The sequence below is a fragment of the Malaciobacter halophilus genome (assembly GCF_002837275.1).
In the GTDB taxonomy this organism is placed as follows: Bacteria; Campylobacterota; Campylobacteria; order Campylobacterales; family Arcobacteraceae; genus Malaciobacter; species Malaciobacter halophilus.
In genome coordinates this window covers 1-18,568 of the sequence record NZ_NXIF01000009.1, presented here as the reverse complement: position 1 = coordinate 18,568, position 18,568 = coordinate 1, and the positions used below count along the sequence as shown (strand labels likewise).

Annotated in this window: 14 protein-coding genes and 1 pseudogene; 5 read left to right on the top strand and 10 right to left on the bottom strand. The window is 28.1% G+C overall.

Going from position 1 to position 18,568, the window contains the following annotated elements; genetic code table 11:
- Positions 1 to 2 precede the first annotated feature (2 nt).
- The 7 genes from CP960_RS02815 to gltB are packed head-to-tail and all read right to left on the bottom strand — an operon-like array spanning position 3 to position 10,232.
- Positions 3 to 908, bottom strand: a complete 906-nt coding sequence (locus CP960_RS02815; RefSeq protein ID WP_101183721.1) for a lipid A biosynthesis lauroyl acyltransferase — start codon at positions 906 to 908, stop codon at positions 3 to 5.
- Positions 880 to 1,917, bottom strand: a complete 1,038-nt coding sequence (waaC, locus tag CP960_RS02810) for a lipopolysaccharide heptosyltransferase I (RefSeq protein ID WP_101183720.1) — start codon at positions 1,915 to 1,917, stop codon at positions 880 to 882. The genes CP960_RS02815 and waaC overlap by 29 nt, the downstream gene beginning before the upstream one ends.
- Complete coding sequence (locus CP960_RS02805; RefSeq protein ID WP_101183719.1) at positions 1,911 to 3,383, bottom strand: Ppx/GppA phosphatase family protein; 1,473 nt, start codon at positions 3,381 to 3,383, stop codon at positions 1,911 to 1,913. Before CP960_RS02805 ends, waaC begins: the two co-directional genes overlap by 7 nt.
- 1 nt (position 3,384) lies before the next feature.
- A complete protein-coding gene (locus CP960_RS02800) occupies positions 3,385 to 3,639 on the bottom strand; it encodes a YfhL family 4Fe-4S dicluster ferredoxin (RefSeq protein WP_101183718.1) in 255 nt (84 codons plus the stop codon).
- Between the two features lie 48 nt (positions 3,640 to 3,687).
- On the bottom strand, positions 3,688 to 4,416 hold the full coding sequence (locus CP960_RS02795) for an inositol monophosphatase family protein (RefSeq protein ID WP_101183717.1): 729 nt from the start codon (positions 4,414 to 4,416) through the stop codon (positions 3,688 to 3,690).
- 1 nt (position 4,417) lies between these two features.
- Positions 4,418 to 5,794, bottom strand: a complete 1,377-nt coding sequence (locus CP960_RS02790) for a glutamate synthase subunit beta (RefSeq protein ID WP_101183716.1) — start codon at positions 5,792 to 5,794, stop codon at positions 4,418 to 4,420.
- 1 nt (position 5,795) lies between these two features.
- Positions 5,796 to 10,232 (bottom strand): glutamate synthase large subunit, encoded by a 4,437-nt coding sequence (gltB, locus tag CP960_RS02785; protein ID WP_101183715.1) that lies wholly within the window; start codon positions 10,230 to 10,232, stop codon positions 5,796 to 5,798.
- Positions 10,233 to 10,719: 487 nt separating this feature from the next.
- Between gltB and CP960_RS02780 the strand changes: the two genes are divergently transcribed.
- From CP960_RS02780 to CP960_RS02770, 3 genes are read left to right on the top strand one after another with little or no spacing between them, the layout of a single operon-like run.
- Positions 10,720 to 11,778 carry a TRAP transporter substrate-binding protein gene (locus CP960_RS02780; protein WP_191321640.1) on the top strand — a complete coding sequence of 353 codons (1,059 nt, stop codon included), beginning with the start codon at positions 10,720 to 10,722 and terminating at the stop codon, positions 11,776 to 11,778.
- Positions 11,779 to 11,785: 7 nt separating this feature from the next.
- Positions 11,786 to 12,412, top strand: a complete 627-nt coding sequence (locus CP960_RS02775) for a TRAP transporter small permease (RefSeq protein ID WP_101183714.1) — start codon at positions 11,786 to 11,788, stop codon at positions 12,410 to 12,412.
- Positions 12,409 to 13,692, top strand: a complete 1,284-nt coding sequence (locus CP960_RS02770; protein ID WP_101183713.1) for a TRAP transporter large permease — start codon at positions 12,409 to 12,411, stop codon at positions 13,690 to 13,692. The genes CP960_RS02775 and CP960_RS02770 overlap by 4 nt, the downstream gene beginning before the upstream one ends.
- Positions 13,693 to 13,890: 198 nt before the next feature.
- Here CP960_RS02770 and CP960_RS02765 read toward each other — a convergent pair whose 3' ends face one another.
- Positions 13,891 to 15,447 carry a cache domain-containing protein gene (locus CP960_RS02765; RefSeq protein WP_101183712.1) on the bottom strand — a complete coding sequence of 519 codons (1,557 nt, stop codon included), beginning with the start codon at positions 15,445 to 15,447 and terminating at the stop codon, positions 13,891 to 13,893.
- Between the two features lie 102 nt (positions 15,448 to 15,549).
- Here CP960_RS02765 and CP960_RS02760 point away from each other — a divergent pair, with 102 nt between their 5' ends.
- Positions 15,550 to 16,233 (top strand): response regulator transcription factor, encoded by a 684-nt coding sequence (locus tag CP960_RS02760; protein ID WP_101183711.1) that lies wholly within the window; start codon positions 15,550 to 15,552, stop codon positions 16,231 to 16,233.
- Here the strand turns inward: CP960_RS02760 and CP960_RS02755 are convergent.
- Together CP960_RS02755 and CP960_RS02750 are read right to left on the bottom strand one after the other, a co-directional pair.
- Entirely contained in the window at positions 16,226 to 17,023 is a 798-nt protein-coding gene (locus CP960_RS02755) for an EI24 domain-containing protein (RefSeq protein WP_101183710.1), read from the bottom strand. The two genes, CP960_RS02760 and CP960_RS02755, sit on opposite strands and share 8 nt — an antisense overlap.
- Positions 17,020 to 17,874, bottom strand: coding sequence for a radical SAM/SPASM domain-containing protein (locus CP960_RS02750; RefSeq protein WP_265734446.1), 855 nt, complete (start codon positions 17,872 to 17,874; stop codon positions 17,020 to 17,022). Before CP960_RS02750 ends, CP960_RS02755 begins: the two co-directional genes overlap by 4 nt.
- A gap of 458 nt (positions 17,875 to 18,332) precedes the next feature.
- Between CP960_RS02750 and CP960_RS02745 the strand changes: the two are divergent.
- A pseudogene (locus tag CP960_RS02745) lies at positions 18,333 to 18,568 on the top strand (adenosine deaminase); the annotation flags it as partial.

The window sequence follows — 18,568 nt, the reverse complement described above, 5'->3', positions numbered from 1 at the left end:
TATTACTTCTTATAAATATCTTTATAAAATTTTTTCCATCTTTTATGTTGCCAAAACCAAAAATCAGGTTTATTTCTGATTTGTTGTTCCATGATTTCAGATTGCATAATTGTAAGTTCTTTAATTTTATCATCTGTTTTGAAATCTATATTTCTTACATCTAAAGGCTCATATACTTTTAAAGTATAATCTCTAAAATCATTCATTTGTGCAAATACAGGTATTATTACAGCATCAAATTTTAATGCAAGTCTTGAAGTAGAATCAGTTGCAAGTACTTTTTTATTAAAAAAATCTATTTCAATACCATCTTTAATATGTTGGTCAATTACAACAGCAACATGATGATTATTTTTAAGTGCTTTTAACATACCCTTTGCTGCTGTCTTTTTCTCTAGCATTATTATATTGTTTCTATCTCTTGCTTCAATGTAAAGTTCATTTATCAATGGATTATCCATTTTTCTATTTACAACAGCTAGAGTTCCAAACTTTAATGCAACATAAGGTAAAGCTATTTCCCAACCACCATAGTGAGCTGTTACGAATATAATTTTTCTATTTTTTTCAATAGCTTCTGTAATATAGTGTTCATTTTCAAAATTTGCTTTTTTAAAAAGTTTCTCTTTTGAGATAGATTGATTTTCTACAAACTCATACATATTGAAAAAAAGTGATTTATAAGAGTTTAATCTAATCTCTTCTTTTCTTTCTTGAGAAAGTTTATTTTCAAATACCAAATCTAAATTTGCTTGTACTACTTTATTGTATCTCTTATTAAATTTATTAACTAATTTAGCTGCCATAATTAATAGTGGCTTTAGTACAAGATGAGGCGTAATCGTAAATAAAAATCTAAAAATTTTGTACAAAATATATCTATAATAATCTTTGATTTTTCTCTTCATAAAGAATTTCCTTTGCTACTTTGACAATACTATTTTCATCTATATTTTTAATTGAAAAATCATTTTTATCCAATTTATATGGATTTACTTTTGAGTTTGACTCTATGATTCTATTAATATTTGTTTTATAAGTATTTCTGTACCCTGGAGTATTTCCAAAAAGGGTTATAGATGGTATATTTAAAGCCCATGCCATATGTGTTGGTCCAGTATCATTGCCTATTACTAAGTCAACACTAGAAACAAGAGCTTTTAAACTATTTAAATCTAATTTTGGAAGTATTTTTGCATTTGAACTATTTTCACAAATACTCTTTGCTATTTGTTTTTCAGTTTCACTTCCCCACACAATTAAATAGTTTTCATCTAAAGAATTTGTTATTTTAGCAAATTTTTCATTAGAATACATTTTGCTAGGCCAACTTGCACCAATAATTAAAAGTACATTTTTTTTATTTTTACTTAAAAATTTATATATTTTTTTATCTTCATTTTCAAAATATAAAAAAGGCTCTTTATTCAAAATATCTTTTTTTGTAATTGTAAAATTTAAAGGCTCTGATAAAATTTTAGCATTTCTATCAATTGCATTTTTTTCATAAGATATTGCTACTTTTTGAGTATAAAAGTTTGATGCAAACTTTTCTCTTATTGAAAGTTTACTAAAACCTACAACATTACGTCCTATAAGCTTAGAAACTATAGCAGATTTTATTAAACCTTGTGCATCTATAACTAAATCATATCTATTTTTAGAATATTTTCTTGCAAGTTGAATTTGTCTAAAAATCTCTTTTTTATTTTTCTTAATACTTTTTAAATTTAATTCATAAATATTATCAATATGAGGATTGTTTTTTAAAACTTCACTAAAAGCACTCTCTACAAACCAATCTATTTTAATATTTTTATAATTAGATTTTATAAACTGCAAAGCTACCATAGCATGGATAATATCACCCATAGCAGATAGCTTTATTATAGCTATACTTTTTATATTTTCTAGCATAATATTTCTATATCTAACTTTTTAGGAATTTCTAATTTATCAAGGGAAGACTCAACTAAAAAAGAGTATTCTGGAAGTTTTATTTGTAAAACATTATTTTGTAACAAATACTCTACTTTTGGTTTTGAAAAATCTTGATTTATCATCAAATTTAATGAAATCATAAAAGACATCCATTGCATAGTTTCTAAACAAGGAAGTAACTGTTTGTATTCTTGAATATCTTTTTTTGTAGGTAATGATTTTTTTGAAAATTTTATAGTGTGTGCTACTATAACTCTAGAAGTATGCAAAAAGTCATAATTTAAACCATTTAATATAAAATTAAAAGTATTATCATTTACCTTATAAAAATTCAAAGTAGTACCAATAGAATGTAGTTTTGAGGCAACCACTAATAAGGTTCTAAATTTATCATCTAAATTATGCAGTGGTTTTAAAACTTCAAAAATTTTACTTGCATTATTACCAAAATAAGCACTTTGACCACCATCAGTTTCAAATCTATCAAGAAGAGATCTTAAACTAATATTGAAATTCGCAGGAAATTTATGATTTGAATTTCTTAATAAATCACAAAGATAAACTCCTTCTCTAACTCCAACACCAGAAGTAATTACTCTTTTTGTATTTAACTCTTCTAAAATAGTGTTAAAAATAAAAGCACCCTCTTTAATAGTATCAAATCTATCTTTTTTTATTCCAAGTCTTTTTAACTCATTATAATCATCTACATTAATTACTGATTCAATAAAATCTTTATTTTCTGCCACATCATAAGTATAACCATGTATTACATCAAGAGGATAAGAGCTATGTTTCATAATAGCTTTTGTTATAGAACGTATACTTCCACCAATTCCAACTACATTTGTAGGAATATCAATATTTAATTCAAAAATCTTTTTTAAATTATCTTTTATATAGTTTTTAGCTTCTTGAATTGTTCCTTTATCAAAAAATAACTCTTTTAGTCTAACTGTACCTATATTTAAAGATATGCTATTTGTGATTTGTCCATCTTTTACAAAGCAAAACTCTGTGGAACCACCACCAATATCAACTGTTATAAACTCATTATTATGAAGTAAGTTTAATGCTGCAACCCCACCATAATACGCCTCTTTTTCTCCATCAATAACTCTGATATTTAAGCCTAGTTCTTTCTTAACTTTTGTTAAGAAAACTTTTGAGTTTGGTGCATCACGAAGTGCAGATGTAGCAACACAAATCACTTTTTTTGCTTTAAGTGATTTTGAAATATTTAAAAAAGATTTTAATGAATTAAAAGCTCTATTCATTGGTACCTCTTGAAGATTGCCACCATTTTCATAACAACCTTCTGAGATTTTTACTCTACTTTTTGTTTCATTAATTAAATGAAATGCAAATCTACTACTTTTTTGTAATACAACCATTCGCATTGAGTTTGACCCAATGTCTATAATAGTTGTAATCTTTGCCATTTTATAGCTCTTCTTCTTGTAGTTGCTCGTACTTAAATCTTAACTCTTCCATAGTCTCTTGATTATCTGAATCCACAATAATACAATCAACTGGACAAACTTCAACACATGCTGGCTCTTCATAATGACCAACACACTCTGTACATCTGTCAGCATCAATAATATATATTGGATCACCTTCTTCTATCGCGTAGTTTGGACACTCATCTCTACATGCATCACATGCAATACATTCATCTGTTATAATTAAAGACATTTACCTACCTAAATCCTAAGTTGAAATATTTAATGTTGGATTTATAACCTAAAGTTTATTAATAGTATCTTTAATTAGATTAAAATTGTAGATATTTTTAGCCACAATTAAGAATTCGTCACCTCGATAAACATTTAAGCCTTCACACATAAAGATTCCAGCAGCAATATCAAACTCTCTTAAACTACCATAAAATAACACAAAACTATAATTTCTTGCATCACATAAAGTAAGTGCAATTGCACCTAAACTTCTATATTTTATACTATTATCAAAAAGTTTTTGACAAAGCTTTGGATTTTTATAAGCTCTTTCAAAAACTGCTACTTTTTCATCTTGTATATCTAATGAATCTATTTTTTGCATTGTTCTTAAATCTATTTTAGTTATTTCTAACTCTTTAGTTTTATATGTTAAGATACCTGTTGCAAGATTACATATTACAGCAGCAATAACTTTTTTATCAATTTCTAAAGCCACAGAAGTTCCATAATATGGTAGATTTGAAGCAAGATTATCACTTCCATCAATGGGGTCAATTATTATTCTTTTTTTACTTTTAGAGTTAGTATAACCACTCTCTTCTGAATATATTGTTCCATATTTGCTTAAATAGTTTATAAATATAGTTTCAGCTTTTAAGTCAATAATTAAACTCTTATCTCCACCAAAACCTAATTTTCCAGTATTTTCTAAATCAGTAGAAGATATATGAGTATTTATATACTCATATATCTGTTTATTAGCTTCTATGCAGTCTTGAATAAAAGCTTTCATATTATGATAATGCTTTTATTATCTCTTTTGCAGCTTCTCTTCCATCAGCTGCTGCAGTTACAGCAAGATGTGCACCTCTTTGGCAATCTCCACCTGCATAATATTTATCGTTTGAGGTTTTATAATTCTCATTTATTTCAACAGCACCCCAAGAATTAGTTTTTACACCTATTTCATTTAAAAAAGAAGGAACTTCAGGAGAGAATCCCAATGCCATAATTATAATATCAGCATTTTCAAAATATTCACTTCCCTCAACAAGTTCTACTTTTTGTCTTCCTGTTTCATCTGGCTCACTTAAAGCTGTTTTTTGAACTTCTATTGCAACAGCTTTTCCATTCTGTACTTTAATAGATTTAGGAGAAGCATTGAAAATATATTCAACACCTTCTTCTTTTGCATTAACTACCTCTTTTTTACTTCCAGGCATATTTACTTCATCTCTTCTGTAAAGACATTTAACTGATTTTGCTTTTTCTCTTACAGATGTTCTAACACAGTCCATAGCAGTATCTCCACCACCAATTACAACCACATTTTTTCCAGAAACATCAATAAAATCTTCAACTTTTTGTCCAAAATTTCTTTTTTGTATTTTCTTTAAAAAATCAATTGCCAAATGCACATTTGGTGCATTTTCACCCTCGATTTTTGCCATTTTACCAGCAGTTGCACCAATTCCTAAAAATATAGCATCAAACTCATTTTCTAACTCTTTAATAGATTTATCTTTACCTATTTCACAATTTACATGAAGTCTCATTCCTGCTTCTAATAGCCAATTAACTCTTCTTTCTACAACTTTTTTATCAAGTTTAAATCCTGGAATTCCGTAAGTTAAAAGACCCCCTGCTCTATCATCTCGTTCAAACATTTCAACTGCAATACCTTTTCTAAGTAAAAAAGTAGCTGCTGAAATTCCAGCAGGACCAGAACCAATAATTGCAACTTTTTTATCTAAACTAATAGGTGCGAATTTTGGTTTCATTCCTTTATCAAAAGCTTGCTCATTAATATGAGTTTCAACAGCTCCAATTGATACTGCACCATGTCCTGTATTTAAAGAACAATCTCCCTCACATAAAACATCATGTGGACAAATTTTCCCTAGAATTTCTGGAAAAGGTGATGTTTCATTTGATAAAGCAAAAGCTAACTCCAAATTTTTTTCAGCTGTTTGCTTCAACCAAGCAGGAATAAAGTTATGTAAAGGACATTTAGAGTGACAATAAGGATCTCCACACTGCATACATCTATCAGCTTGCTCTTTTGCTTTATTTCTTCCAAATACTTCATATACTTCATTATAATCTTTTAATCTTTGTAAAACATCCCTTTTATTAGGATTAACTCTTTCAAATTTTGTAAAATTTAGCATCTTAATCTCCATTCTCAGGGTCTAATGGTAATACCGTCATATTTTTTGGTTTTACCAACCAGAAATTTCTAATCTCTGCTCTAAAATTATCTAAAATAGATTCAGCTTTTTCACTTCCTGTTTCATTTAAATAATCTACCAGTAATCTTTTTAAATATAGTCTTTCTCTTTCAGTATCATCTGTATCAATTCTAACTGCTTCAATTAACTCTTGATTCATATTATCAACGAAAGCTTTTTGGTCATCATAAACAAATGCTAAACCACCTGTCATACCTGCTCCAAAGTTAATTCCAGTAGGTCCAAGAATCACAGCTATTCCACCTGTCATATATTCACAAGCATTATCACCTGTTCCTTCAACAACAGCAGTACAACCAGAGTTTCTTACTGCAAATCTTTCTCCTGCAGTTGCTCTTACATACAGTTTTCCACCAGTAGCACCATATAAACAAGTATTACCAATACCAGCAAAATCTTTACCTTGATGTAATGGAGTGATAATTATTTTACCACCATTCATTCCTTTCCCAACATAATCATTTGCAGCACCTTCTAAGTTTAAATTCATTCCTTTACTTAAAAATGCTCCAAAAGATTGACCTGCAATACCTTTAAGATTAATATTAATAGTATCATCTGGTAAACCATTGTCACCATAATATTTAGCAATTTCACCAGAAATAAGTGCTCCAAAACTTCTATTTAAGTTACAAATCTCTTCATTGATTTTAACTTTCAATGTTGGTTTCTCAATTGCTCTATGCACTTTTTTAAGTATCTCTTTTTCAAATTTATTATTATCAAATGGCTCATTTGAGTCTTTTTGGCAAGTATCAACACCATCAATTCTTCTTAAGATATTTTGAAAATCAAATTTTTGTGCAAATTCATCATCTATAACTTTTAATAAATCACTTCTTCCAATAATCTCTTCCATTGATTTATAACCAAGTTTAGCAAGAATTTCTCTTACTTCTTCAGCAATAAATGTAAAATAAGAGATTAATCTTTCAACTGTTCCTGTAAAGTGATCTCTTAAATCTTCATCTTGTGTAGCAACACCAACAGAACACTTATTTGTATGACAAATTCTTAAAATTTTACATCCAAGTAGTGTAAGAGCAGCTGTACCAAAAGCATAAGACTCTGCACCTAATAATGCAGCTTTTACAACATCAAGTCCAGTTTTAAGTCCTCCATCAGTTTGTACATGAACAAACTCTCTTAAATGATTTGCTTTTAAAGCATTGTGTGCTTCTGAAAGTCCTATTTCCCATGGATTACCTGCATGTTTAATTGAACTCATTGGAGCAGCACCAGTACCTCCATCTCCTCCTGAGATAATAATTTTATCAGCATAAGCTTTTGCAACACCAGCTGCAATTGTTCCAACACCAATAGAAGATACAAGTTTTACTGTAATTTTAGCCTCTGGATTAATCTGTTTTAAATCAAAAATTAATTGAGCTAAATCTTCAATTGAGTAAATATCATGATGAGGAGGAGGAGAAATCAATGTAACCCCTGCAACTGTATGTCTAAGTGTTGCAATTAATGGTGTTACCTTATGTCCAGGAAGTTGTCCACCTTCACCTGGCTTAGCTCCTTGTGCAACTTTAATTTGTAACTCTTCTGCACTTCTTAAATATCCAGGTGTAACCCCAAATCTTCCAGATGCAACTTGCTTAATTTTAGAGTTTTTAAGTGTATTAAATCTTGCTGGGTCTTCTCCACCCTCACCTGAGTTTGAAGCTCCACCAATTGTATTCATAGCTTGTGCAATTGCTTCATGTGCTTCAGGTGAAATAGAACCACATGACATAGCAGCACTTGCAAATCTTTTAAAAATATCCTCTTTTGATTCAACTTCTGAAATATCAATAGGTTTTCTATCAGAGTTAAACTCTAAGAAATCTCTAATAAACTTTTTATCTCTATTTTCAACTAATTTTTTCAAACCTTCAAAATCTGAAATCTCTTCTTTTTTAGTAGCACTTTTATTATGCATAGCTGCAGTAGTTTTAGGTCCATAATCATGGTATTCACCACCATCAACATATTTATAAAATCCACCTAAATCTAATGGGAAAATATGATGATTATCATAATATGCATTATAATGAGCTTTTTCTATTCTTTTTTCTATATCTAAATATCCAAGTCCAGCTAGTTCACTATGAGCACCTTCAAAACACTCCGATACAATCTTATCAGATAATCCAAGTACATCAAAAAGAGCAGAGTTTCTATAACTAGCAACTGTTGAAATACCCATTTTTGACATAATTTTCAATAATCCAGCATTTAAAGATTTTTGAGTATTTTTTAGAAGTCTTTGCATCTCATATTTTGAAACACCTTTTCTTTCATATAAACCTACAACTGTTGCATACATTAAATACGGATAAATTGCAGTTACTCCAAAACCTAATAATACAGCAGCCATATGCGGATCATAAACTTCACCTGTTACAGAAACTATACAAACACAGTTTCTAACACCTTCATCTAATAAAAGTTGATTTACATATCCAACTGCCATTGCCATTGGAATAAGTTTTTTAGATTTACTTACTGTTCTATCATCTAAAATAACCACAGCCACATCTTCATTTTTAACTGCTTTTACAACTTCTTTTCCTAAATCTTTTAAGCTAGTTTCTAGATCATTAGTAAATGTTGTGTAAAATGTTTTATTCTTATAGTACCCATCATATCTTGGCGATTTACTATCTCCAAAAGAGTATAAAACATCATATTTTTCTTTCATTAAAATAGGACTTGCTACTTTTAACCTTTTTGAGAATTCAGGTTTTTCATCTAAAAAATTATGCAATCTTCCAAAACCTGTTTCTAAAGACATTACAACTTTCTCTCTATATGGATCAATTGGTGGGTTTGTTACTTGCGCAAACTTTTGTCTAAAAAAATCTGAAAAATTTCTATTTACTTTTGAAAAAGCAGCAATAGGAGTATCATCTCCCATAGAACCAACAGGTTCTTTTCCATCTTTTGCCATTGGTTCAATTATTTGGTCAATTGCTTCATAAGTAATATTAAAATATTTTTGTCTTTTTTCAAGCTCATCTAATTTATAATCTTCTGTTTCTAAAAATGACTCTTCTATGTACTCTTGAAGATATTTCATGCCATTATTTAGCCATTTTGAATAGTTTTGAGAAGATTTTAAATAATCATTAATATCATCCTCTTTTAAGATTTTTCCATACTTAAGGTCAACCCCAATCATTTGTCCAGATTGTAATCTACCTCTTTCAACAATCTTCTCTTCATCAATATCTAATGTCCCATATTCTGAAGTTATATAAAGTTTTTTATCTTTAGTAATTACATATTTTGATGGTCTTAATCCATTTCTATCAATTAAACATCCAATATGTCTACCATCAGTTAAAGAGACAGCTGCTGGACCATCCCATGCCTCCATTGCTGCTGCTGTATATTCATAGAATGCTCTTAAATCTGAATCCATATGTGGTGCATTTTGCCAAGGAGCAGGAACTAAACTTCTTGCAGCTTTAAAAAAGTCAACTCCATTAGCTATCATAAACTCAAACATATTATCTAAAGATGCAGAATCTGAACCACCATCTTGTAAAATTGGTAATACTCTTTGAATCTCTTCATCAGAAAAAATCTCTGATTTTACTTTTTCTGATTTAATCTTTACACTAAATCTATTTGCTTCAACTGAATTAATTTCACCATTATGTGCTATTGTTCTAAATGGCTGAGCTAATCTCCATTGAGGAAGAGTATTTGTTGAAAATCGTTGATGAAAAAGTGCAAATGAAATTTGAAAATCTTCATCTCTTAAATCAACATAAAAATGCTTAATATGCGTAGGCATTATAAGCCCTTTATACGCAATTACTTTTGAAGAAAATGTAGGAATGTAAAAATCTTGTTTATCTTTTAATTTATGCTCACACTCTTTTCTTGTTAAGTAAAGCATTGCATCAAATCTTTTTGATGACATTAAAGTACTTGGAGTCACAAATACTTGAATAATATTAGGTAAAGTATCCAAGGCTTGTTGCCCTAATGCATCAGTATCCACTGGAACATCTCTAGTCATTAATATTTTTAAATCATTATTTTCACAGAACTCTTTAAATACATCAATATCTTTCAAGTCTCTTGTAAATATCATAGCTACAGCATATCTTTCAGGTAAATCTATACCATTTTCACTTGTAACTTTTCTCATAAAATAATCTGGCATAGAAAGAAGCAGACCAGAACCATCTCCCGTTTTCCCATCTGCTGCTACTGCACCTCTGTGCATCATTCTTTCTAGCGAAGTAATAGCATCTTCTAAATTCTCATGACTTGGTTTATTTTTCAAATGTGCTAATAAACCAAAACCACAGTTATCTTTAAAAGATGTTAATAAGTCTAAGTTAGAACCCATCATTTTCCTTTTTGTTAATATAGTATAATTATTACATCCCTTATTAAAAGTGTTACAATATATCTAAAAAATATTTAAAAAATGGTTAAAATCTATCCCTAAGCGATTACTAAGCTGATTTTTGTTTATAAAAAGGTGGTTACAAGGAGGTAACCTTACATTTTTTATCTATACATATTTAAAAACTAATTAAAAATATAAATTTTATTCTTTTTTTTTATTAAATTAAAATATTATTTTTCATAATTTTTACTAATATTTAGTTTTATTTTTTAAGATTAGATTTATAAACTATTATTTTTCCTATTTATTGCTATTTTCATGCTATTTTTCTCTTGTTTTTGTCTATTTAGCATATGCTCAATAAACCATAAAATAGTACTTTATTAAAGTTTTAGTTGAAAATTTAAAAATTTACATTTTTTTACATAAAACTTACACAACTTTACATTATAATTTTCAGGTTAACAAAAATCAAGGAGTGAAAATGACTAAAATCATGAAAGGTATTGTATCTAGTGCTGTTGTAGCATCAGCATTATTTTTTACAGGTTGTGGTGACAATAAAGGTGACTCAAATCAAGCTAGCGCTTCAAATGAATCTGCTAAGCAAACTTACACACTTAAGTTCTCACACGTTGTAAGTCCAAATACACCAAAGGGTAAAGCAGCTGATTATTTTGAAAAAAGATTAGAAGAGTTAACTGACGGTCAAATTGATGTACAAGTTTATCCATCTTCTCAGTTATATAAAGATAATGCAGTATTAAAAGCATTAAAATTAGACTCTGTTCAAATGGCAGCTCCAAGTTTCTCTAAGTTTGGTAAAATTGTACCTCAATTAGCGTTATTTGATTTACCATTTTTATTTAAAGATATTGATCACTTACATAGAGTTCAAGATGGAGAAGTAGGACAAGCTTTAAAAGATATGGTTACAGCTAAAGGATATAAAGCTTTATCTTTTTGGGATAATCACTTTAAACAATTTTCATCATCTGTAAAACCTGTGTTAATGCCAGAAGATGCAGAAGGACAAAAATTTAGAATTATGTCTTCAAAAGTACTTGAAGCACAATTTAAAGCAGTAGGTGCAAACCCACAAATGATGCCATTCTCTGAAGTATATTCAGGATTACAACAAGGTGTAATTGATGCAGCAGAAAATCCAATTTCTAACATTTACACTAAAAAATTCCATGAAGTACAAAAATATTTAACTATTTCTAACCACGGATACTTAGGTTACTTAGTAGTTATGAGTGAAAAGTTTTGGAATTCATTAACTCCAGACTTACAAACAAAAGTTCAACAAGCTATGAACGAAGCTACTGAAAAAGAAAGAGAATATGCAGAAGCTTTAAATAAAGAGCAATTCAATTTAATTAAAGAGTATGCTGAAAAAACTGGAAAATTAGAAATTTTTGAATTAAACCAAGAACAAAGAGAAGCTTGGAAAAATGCTGTTAGTAAAATCTATCCAGAATTCTATGATAAAGATGTAATTGGAAAAGATTTAATTAACAAAACTTTAGCAACGGAATAGTAATACTATGACAATTTTTAATGTGATAAGCAAAATCATTGGTCACATCAACCAAAAAATCGCAGTAGTGGGAATCACTGCTGGGGTTGTGGTTGCATTTGTTAATGTTGTTGCTAGGTATGTTTTTGATGCTTCATTTGTATGGGCAACAGAGCTAACTGTTTATCTATTTTTATGGAGTGTGTTTTTTGCAGCTGCTTACTGCTTCAAAAAAGATGCGCATATTGCAGTTACAATAGTTTTAGATATTGTACCTACAAAATTAGCTAAAGGTATGCTTATAATATCTCACTTTGTTACTTTTGTATTCTTAAGTGCTGTTTCTTTTTATGGATATAAGTATTTAATGCTGGTTGTTGATTTAGATGAAAAATCAATTGACCTTTGGGACATGCCAATGTGGATTATTTATTTAGTAATCCCTGTTTCTTTTGCATTTGGTGCATATAGAGTTGCAGAAAGAATTCATGCAATTTTAAGTACAAGTCATGAAAGAATATTACAAGAGAGTGAAGCAGAACAAGTGTTAGCAGATATGGGAATGGGTGCTAAAGAGCATAAGGATAATGAAAACGTGAAGAAACTAAATGAAATGGTTAAAGAAGTAGAAAAGAAAACAGGAGGAATGCTATGAGTGTAGCGGTATTATTTGGTATATTTTTCTTCCTAGTTGTTCTTGGAGCTCCAATTGCTATTTGTTTAGGTGCAGCAACGTTTGCAACGCTTATGCTTTTTACACCTATTTCTCCTATTGAAATATCTTCAATGATATTTGAAAAAGTTGAACACTACTCATTAATGGCAATTCCAATGTTTATTTTTGCTGGTAACTTACTAAGTAAAGGTAGTGCAGCACAAAGAATTATTGAATTTGCAAAATCAATAGTTGGGCATTTACCTGGTGGTTTACCAATCTCTGCTATTTTTGCATCTATTATTTTTGCAGCAGTTTCAGGTAGTTCTCCTGCGACAGTTGTTGCTATTGGTTCAATTATGTTTGGTGCAATTATGCAAGCTGGATATCCTAGAAAATATGCCGTTGGTACAATTGCAACAGCAGGTTCATTAGGAATTTTAATTCCACCATCAATCGTATTAATTGTTTATGGTGTAACAGCAGAAGTATCAATTGGTAAACTATTTATGGCTGGTGTTGTTCCAGGTATTATGCTTGGTCTTATGATGATGGTTGTAACATATATTGGTGCTAGAAGATTAGGTTTTCAAAGAGAAGAGCCTCAACCTTTTAAAATTAGACTTCAAAAGATGAAAGATGCTTCATGGGGACTTTTAACAATTGTTATTGTTATTGGTGGTATCTATGGAGGTATTTTTACACCAACTGAAGCAGCAGCTGTAGCTTGTATGTGGGCATTTTTTGTATCTGTATTTATATATAAAGATATTAAATTTAGTGAACTTTACTCAACTGCATTAGAGTCTGCAAAAACAACTGCAATGATTATGTTTATTATTGCAAATGCAATGTTATTTGCACACTTTTTAACAATTGAGAATATTCCACAAGCTATTACTCAAGCATTAATTGATGCAAATGTTAATAAGTATATGTTCTTACTAATGGTTAACTTATTACTTATTTTAGCAGGTTCATTTATGGAACCAAGTGCTATTATTATGATTATGGTACCACTTTTACTTCCAGTGGCAGTTGCTCTTGGAATTGATCCAATTCACTTTGGTATTGTAATTACAATTAATATGGAATTAGGTATGGTATCCCCACCAGTTGGATTAAACCTATTTGTTACAAGTGGACTTACTGGTATGTCAATAAAAGATGTTATTGTAGCTGCTTTCCCATGGACATTAACAATCCTTGCGGGGCTTTTAATAACTACTTATATTCCAGATGTTGCATTATGGTTACCAAATCTAATGTATGGAGATTAATTTAAGAATTAATTTTTCTTAATTAAAAAAAGGTAAGAGTTTAACTCTTACCTTTTTTATTAGCTATTAAATAGGAAGTATATGGAAAATATAGTAAATGAAATCATAAGTTTTACAGCTATTGCCTTAGTAGTAATTTTATTAGCATACTTAACTAAAAAGAAAGAGCAAGAATACAAAAACAAAAAGTAATCTAAATCAACTTTTTGGAATAACTATTTCAAATCTTGCACCCTCTTTTACATTTTCAACTTTTAAAACCCCTTTTATATTTTTTTCTATAATAGTTTTAGACATATAAAGTCCAATTCCTGTACCATCACTATCACCTTTTGTTGTAAAATATGGTTCAAAGATTTTTTCAATAGGCGTAACACTAACACCTTTACCATTATCTTGAATAAATAAAGAGATTTCGTTCTTTTTTTCCTTTGCAAAAATTTTGATTTTAGGATTTTGAATCTTATTTGATATTAATACATCTTTTGCGTTAGATAATATATTTAAAACAACTTGTTCAAACTCATTTAAATATGTATTTATCTGTAAAGAGTCATCAATATCTATTTCTATTTTTATTTTATTGTTTTCTAATGCACTTGATAATATTGTAATTACAGAATCAACTGCACTTTTTAAAAAAAACTTCTCTTTATCTTTTTTAGGCATAAAGAAGTTTCTAAAATCATCAATAGTATGAGACATATAATCCAATACTTTTTCTGCTTCAAGAGATTTTTGTTCCATTGTTTGTTTATCTAAGGCATCCATATTAAACTTAAATTTTATAAACATCAAAATAGATGAAAGTTCAGAAAGAGGTTGTCTCCACTGATGAGCAATATTTGAAATCATTTCCCCTAAAGCAATAAACCTAGATTTTTGAACAAGTAGTTGTTCATGCTCTCTATTTTTACTTACCTCTTCTTTTACTCTTCTTTCTAAACTCTCATTTAAAAGCATCAATTCTTGTGATTTTGCTTTTACTTTATTTTGATAATTTTTTAAAACCTCATCAATTTTTTCAGATACTAATATTGAAAGAACAATAGCAATAGTTAAAAATAGTAAAAATAGTAAAATGTTTTGAACAACTTGACTTTTTACTCTTTGTTTCAAGTCTTCTCTTTTTAATGCAATCTGTTTTTCAATATCATCAGTATAAACCCCAATTGAAATAACCCAATTCCATTGATTGTAAAGTTTAAAATAAGAGACTTTTTGTTTAATCTCATTTGAGTTTGGTTTTTTATAAGCATACTGGTTAAAAGAATCCCCTTTTTTTCTTATATTTTCCATAAACTCTTCACGAAATTTCTTTCCATTTGCATCTTCATAGTTAGTTGAAATAAGCTTTCCTAATAAATCTGGTCTATTAGGATTTACAATCATTCTAGCAAAATCATCACCACCTTGCATATTTTGTACTTCATAAACAAAAAAATAGTCACTTTTTTTCTCTTGAAATGAGATATTATTAAGAAGCCTTTTAGCATCTTCTTTAATACTTTTTTCTGTATATTCATGCTTTGTTAAATTATAATTTAAAATATCAATTACAGTTTCAACTTCTTTTTTTAAAATTTGCTTTTGATTATTGTAATACTCTTTTACATATTTATCCATTTGAAGTTCAAAATTTTTATTTGTATTTTTAACATAAAAATATGAAATCATAAAAATCATAGAAGACATAATAATAATAAAAACATAGATTATCATTTTTGATATATTTTTTTCACTTATAAGTTGCAATTTGATTTTCCACTCTTAAATTTTATTTTGTGCATTTTAGTTTATGCGATGATTAGGCTTTTTTTGATATGATACCATATCTTTTCTAATAAGGATTTTACTATGAATCAAGACTTAATTAAACAATTAAGTAGTTTCAATCTTTTATATGTTGAGGATGAAGATGGTATTAGAAACAATATCTTTGAAATTCTAAAACATATGTTTAAAAATTTATATTTAGCAAAGAATGCAAAAGAAGCTTATAAACTATATCAAGACAAAAAACCTGATTTAATTATTACAGATATTAGAATGCCAAAAGAATCAGGAATTGATTTAATCAAGAAAATTAGAAAAACTGATTCAAAGGTTAGAGTTATTATAACTTCAGCTCATACAGATTTAGAGTATATGTTAGAAGCAACTGAATTACACTTAGTAAAATATATTATCAAACCTATTACTGAGGCTAAGTTAACAGAAGCTTTAGAAGCTTTTATAAAAAGTTATGCAGCAGCACCTGTATATAATCTTATACCTCAATGGATTTACGATGAGAGTAAATCTTGTGTAATTGGTCCAGATGTTGAACATATTTTAACAAAAAAAGAGAATGCATTTTTAAAACTATTAATAAATAAAAACAGAATAATTACATATCAAGAGATGGAAACACAAATTTGGGATGATTCTAATATTATGACTCCCAATGCCATGAGACTATTTATAAAAAACTTCAGAAAAAAATTACCTTCTGGAATATTAAAAAATATTCAAGGCACGGGCTATAGATTAGTTATTTAAGTTCTAAGAACTTATCTATAGCACTTGCTTCTTTTTGTTTCAACTTTCTTAACTCTATAAAATATCCATGTCCTAAATAGATAATAAAAAACACAGCAGAAAATAGTGTAATAAAAGGAACTAAAGATAACATATAAAGTAAGAAAGTTCTTATTCTAAAACTATTTTTCTCTTTTTTATGAATAGTAAAATACTCTTCATCACTTAAAATAGTAGAAGCAACATCATGATTTAAAAGTTTATGAAAAAAGTAATAAAATGGTAAATTAAATGCAATTATATTTATAAAAGGTATAAAATATAAAGGTATAAATGCAATAAATAAAAAGATCATTACAAGAGTACTTTTTACTAAAACAATAAGTGGTGTTAAAATAGTTCCATGTCCATTCATTTGTAAATCACTATAATGTCTTTTATGTAATGCTTTTAAAATAAAAGGAGTTAAAAATCCAATTATTGCAAGTGTTAAAAATACTGAAAACATCATTACAAAAATAATTCCAACTGTATAAACTAAAAATCCTACAATCCAAGCTGTTACTGAGTATTGAAGTAAAAATGTTGCCCAATCAAAATAAAAAGGTGCATCATTTGCAACTGCTATTTCTTCACCATTTTGTGCTTGTGTTATTACAATTTGTAAAGAGTCCATTCCATATCCAGCAGCACTAAAAAAGAGTATATACATCACTATTAAAGTAAAAATCAAAGGTAATATAGAAAACTTTAGCATTTTCTTTGTAAAAAAGTCTTTAATGCTTACTTTAACTAAATCTAACTCATTCATTTATTTTCCTTATCAAATCTTCTTCTATAATCACATTTTTGGCATAACTCTTCTACCAAAATATTTTGTTTAAACCCTTTTTGTATATCTAAAACTCTTTTACTTTTCAATATATCTTTTATATTTTTTTCTTTTATATTACCTAAATTTATTATTGCATTTTGATCTAAACAACATGGAACTACATCTGCATTACTTAAAATAGCAAAATGTGAATCTAAGCCATAACAAAAACCTTTTTTTGAAATTGTTTGTTCTTGTAAACTTGGCCACTTAAAGTAATCATCAAAATTAAAAAAAAGTTTTCTTCCTATTCTAATATTTTTAGGTTTTAACCTATAAATTTCATCAATATCAAGCTTACAATTAAACTCTTCACCTATTTTTTTAAAGACTTGTTGATTAAAATCTTTTGCACTTTTTGTATCATCTAAATTCCAAATTCTTAAATTTATAAAATACTCATGAGTTAAAGATTGGGCATATTTAATAAAATCAATAATACCTTGTAAGTAGTTATCTAAACTCTTTTTATGTGAGTTTGCATTGTATGAATTAATTGAAAAATTTATCTGTTTTAAAATACTATTAGTTAAAGCATCATAATGCTTTTTATTAATATTATTTGCAGTTGTTGTTATATTTACTTTTAAACTATATTTTTTACTAATATTTAAATACTCATTCAAATTTGATAACACTAAAGGGTCCCCAACTACATGATAAGCTAACTCTTTTGTATAGTTTTGTAATTGAGAATTTATCTTATCAAATGTTTGTAAATCCATAGTCATATTGGGTTTTATTTTAGGAGGACAAAATGAGCATTTTAAATTACATATATTTGTAATTTCTATATGTACTTTTCTAAACTTTTTTATAACTTGCCTTTTATTTTTTTTGTATTATAGCAAAAACTAGCAATAAAAAAACCTCCATAGAAAAACTATGGAGGTAAATAAGGTATATATAGTGTCTAACTGTAAATTTGCTTATTAAAGCACCTTAAGCTTTTGCAATAAATCTATATTCAAAAGATTACAATCATTTACCATACTAATGGTGAGGTTGGTTGCAATAATATACAACATCAACTATAAGTTCAAATACCTTTTAAACCTTTAGTCTCATTACAAAAAGCTCGTCTTATAATCTGTTTCAATCATACCTCCTTGTAATCTTTAATTATCTAATTGTATCCCCTAAAAAATTAAAGTTTGAATAACTTTTTAACTAGTTGTAAAAATTAAAGTTTAAACTGTTTTTAGCTCTTTTTTGTTATAACTTCATTTACATATAAAGGATTTAAATGACAGAGTTTATAAATAAAATTCCAAAGGCTGAACTTCATTTACATATTGAAGGAACACTTGAGCCTAAATTAATGTTTCAATTAGCAAAAAGAAATAATATAAAATTAGAATATAACTCAATAGAAGAGATTAAAGATGCTTATAATTTTACCAATTTACAGTCTTTCTTAGATATTTATTACAATGGAGCAAAAGTTTTAATTGAAGAAGAAGATTTTTATGATTTAACATA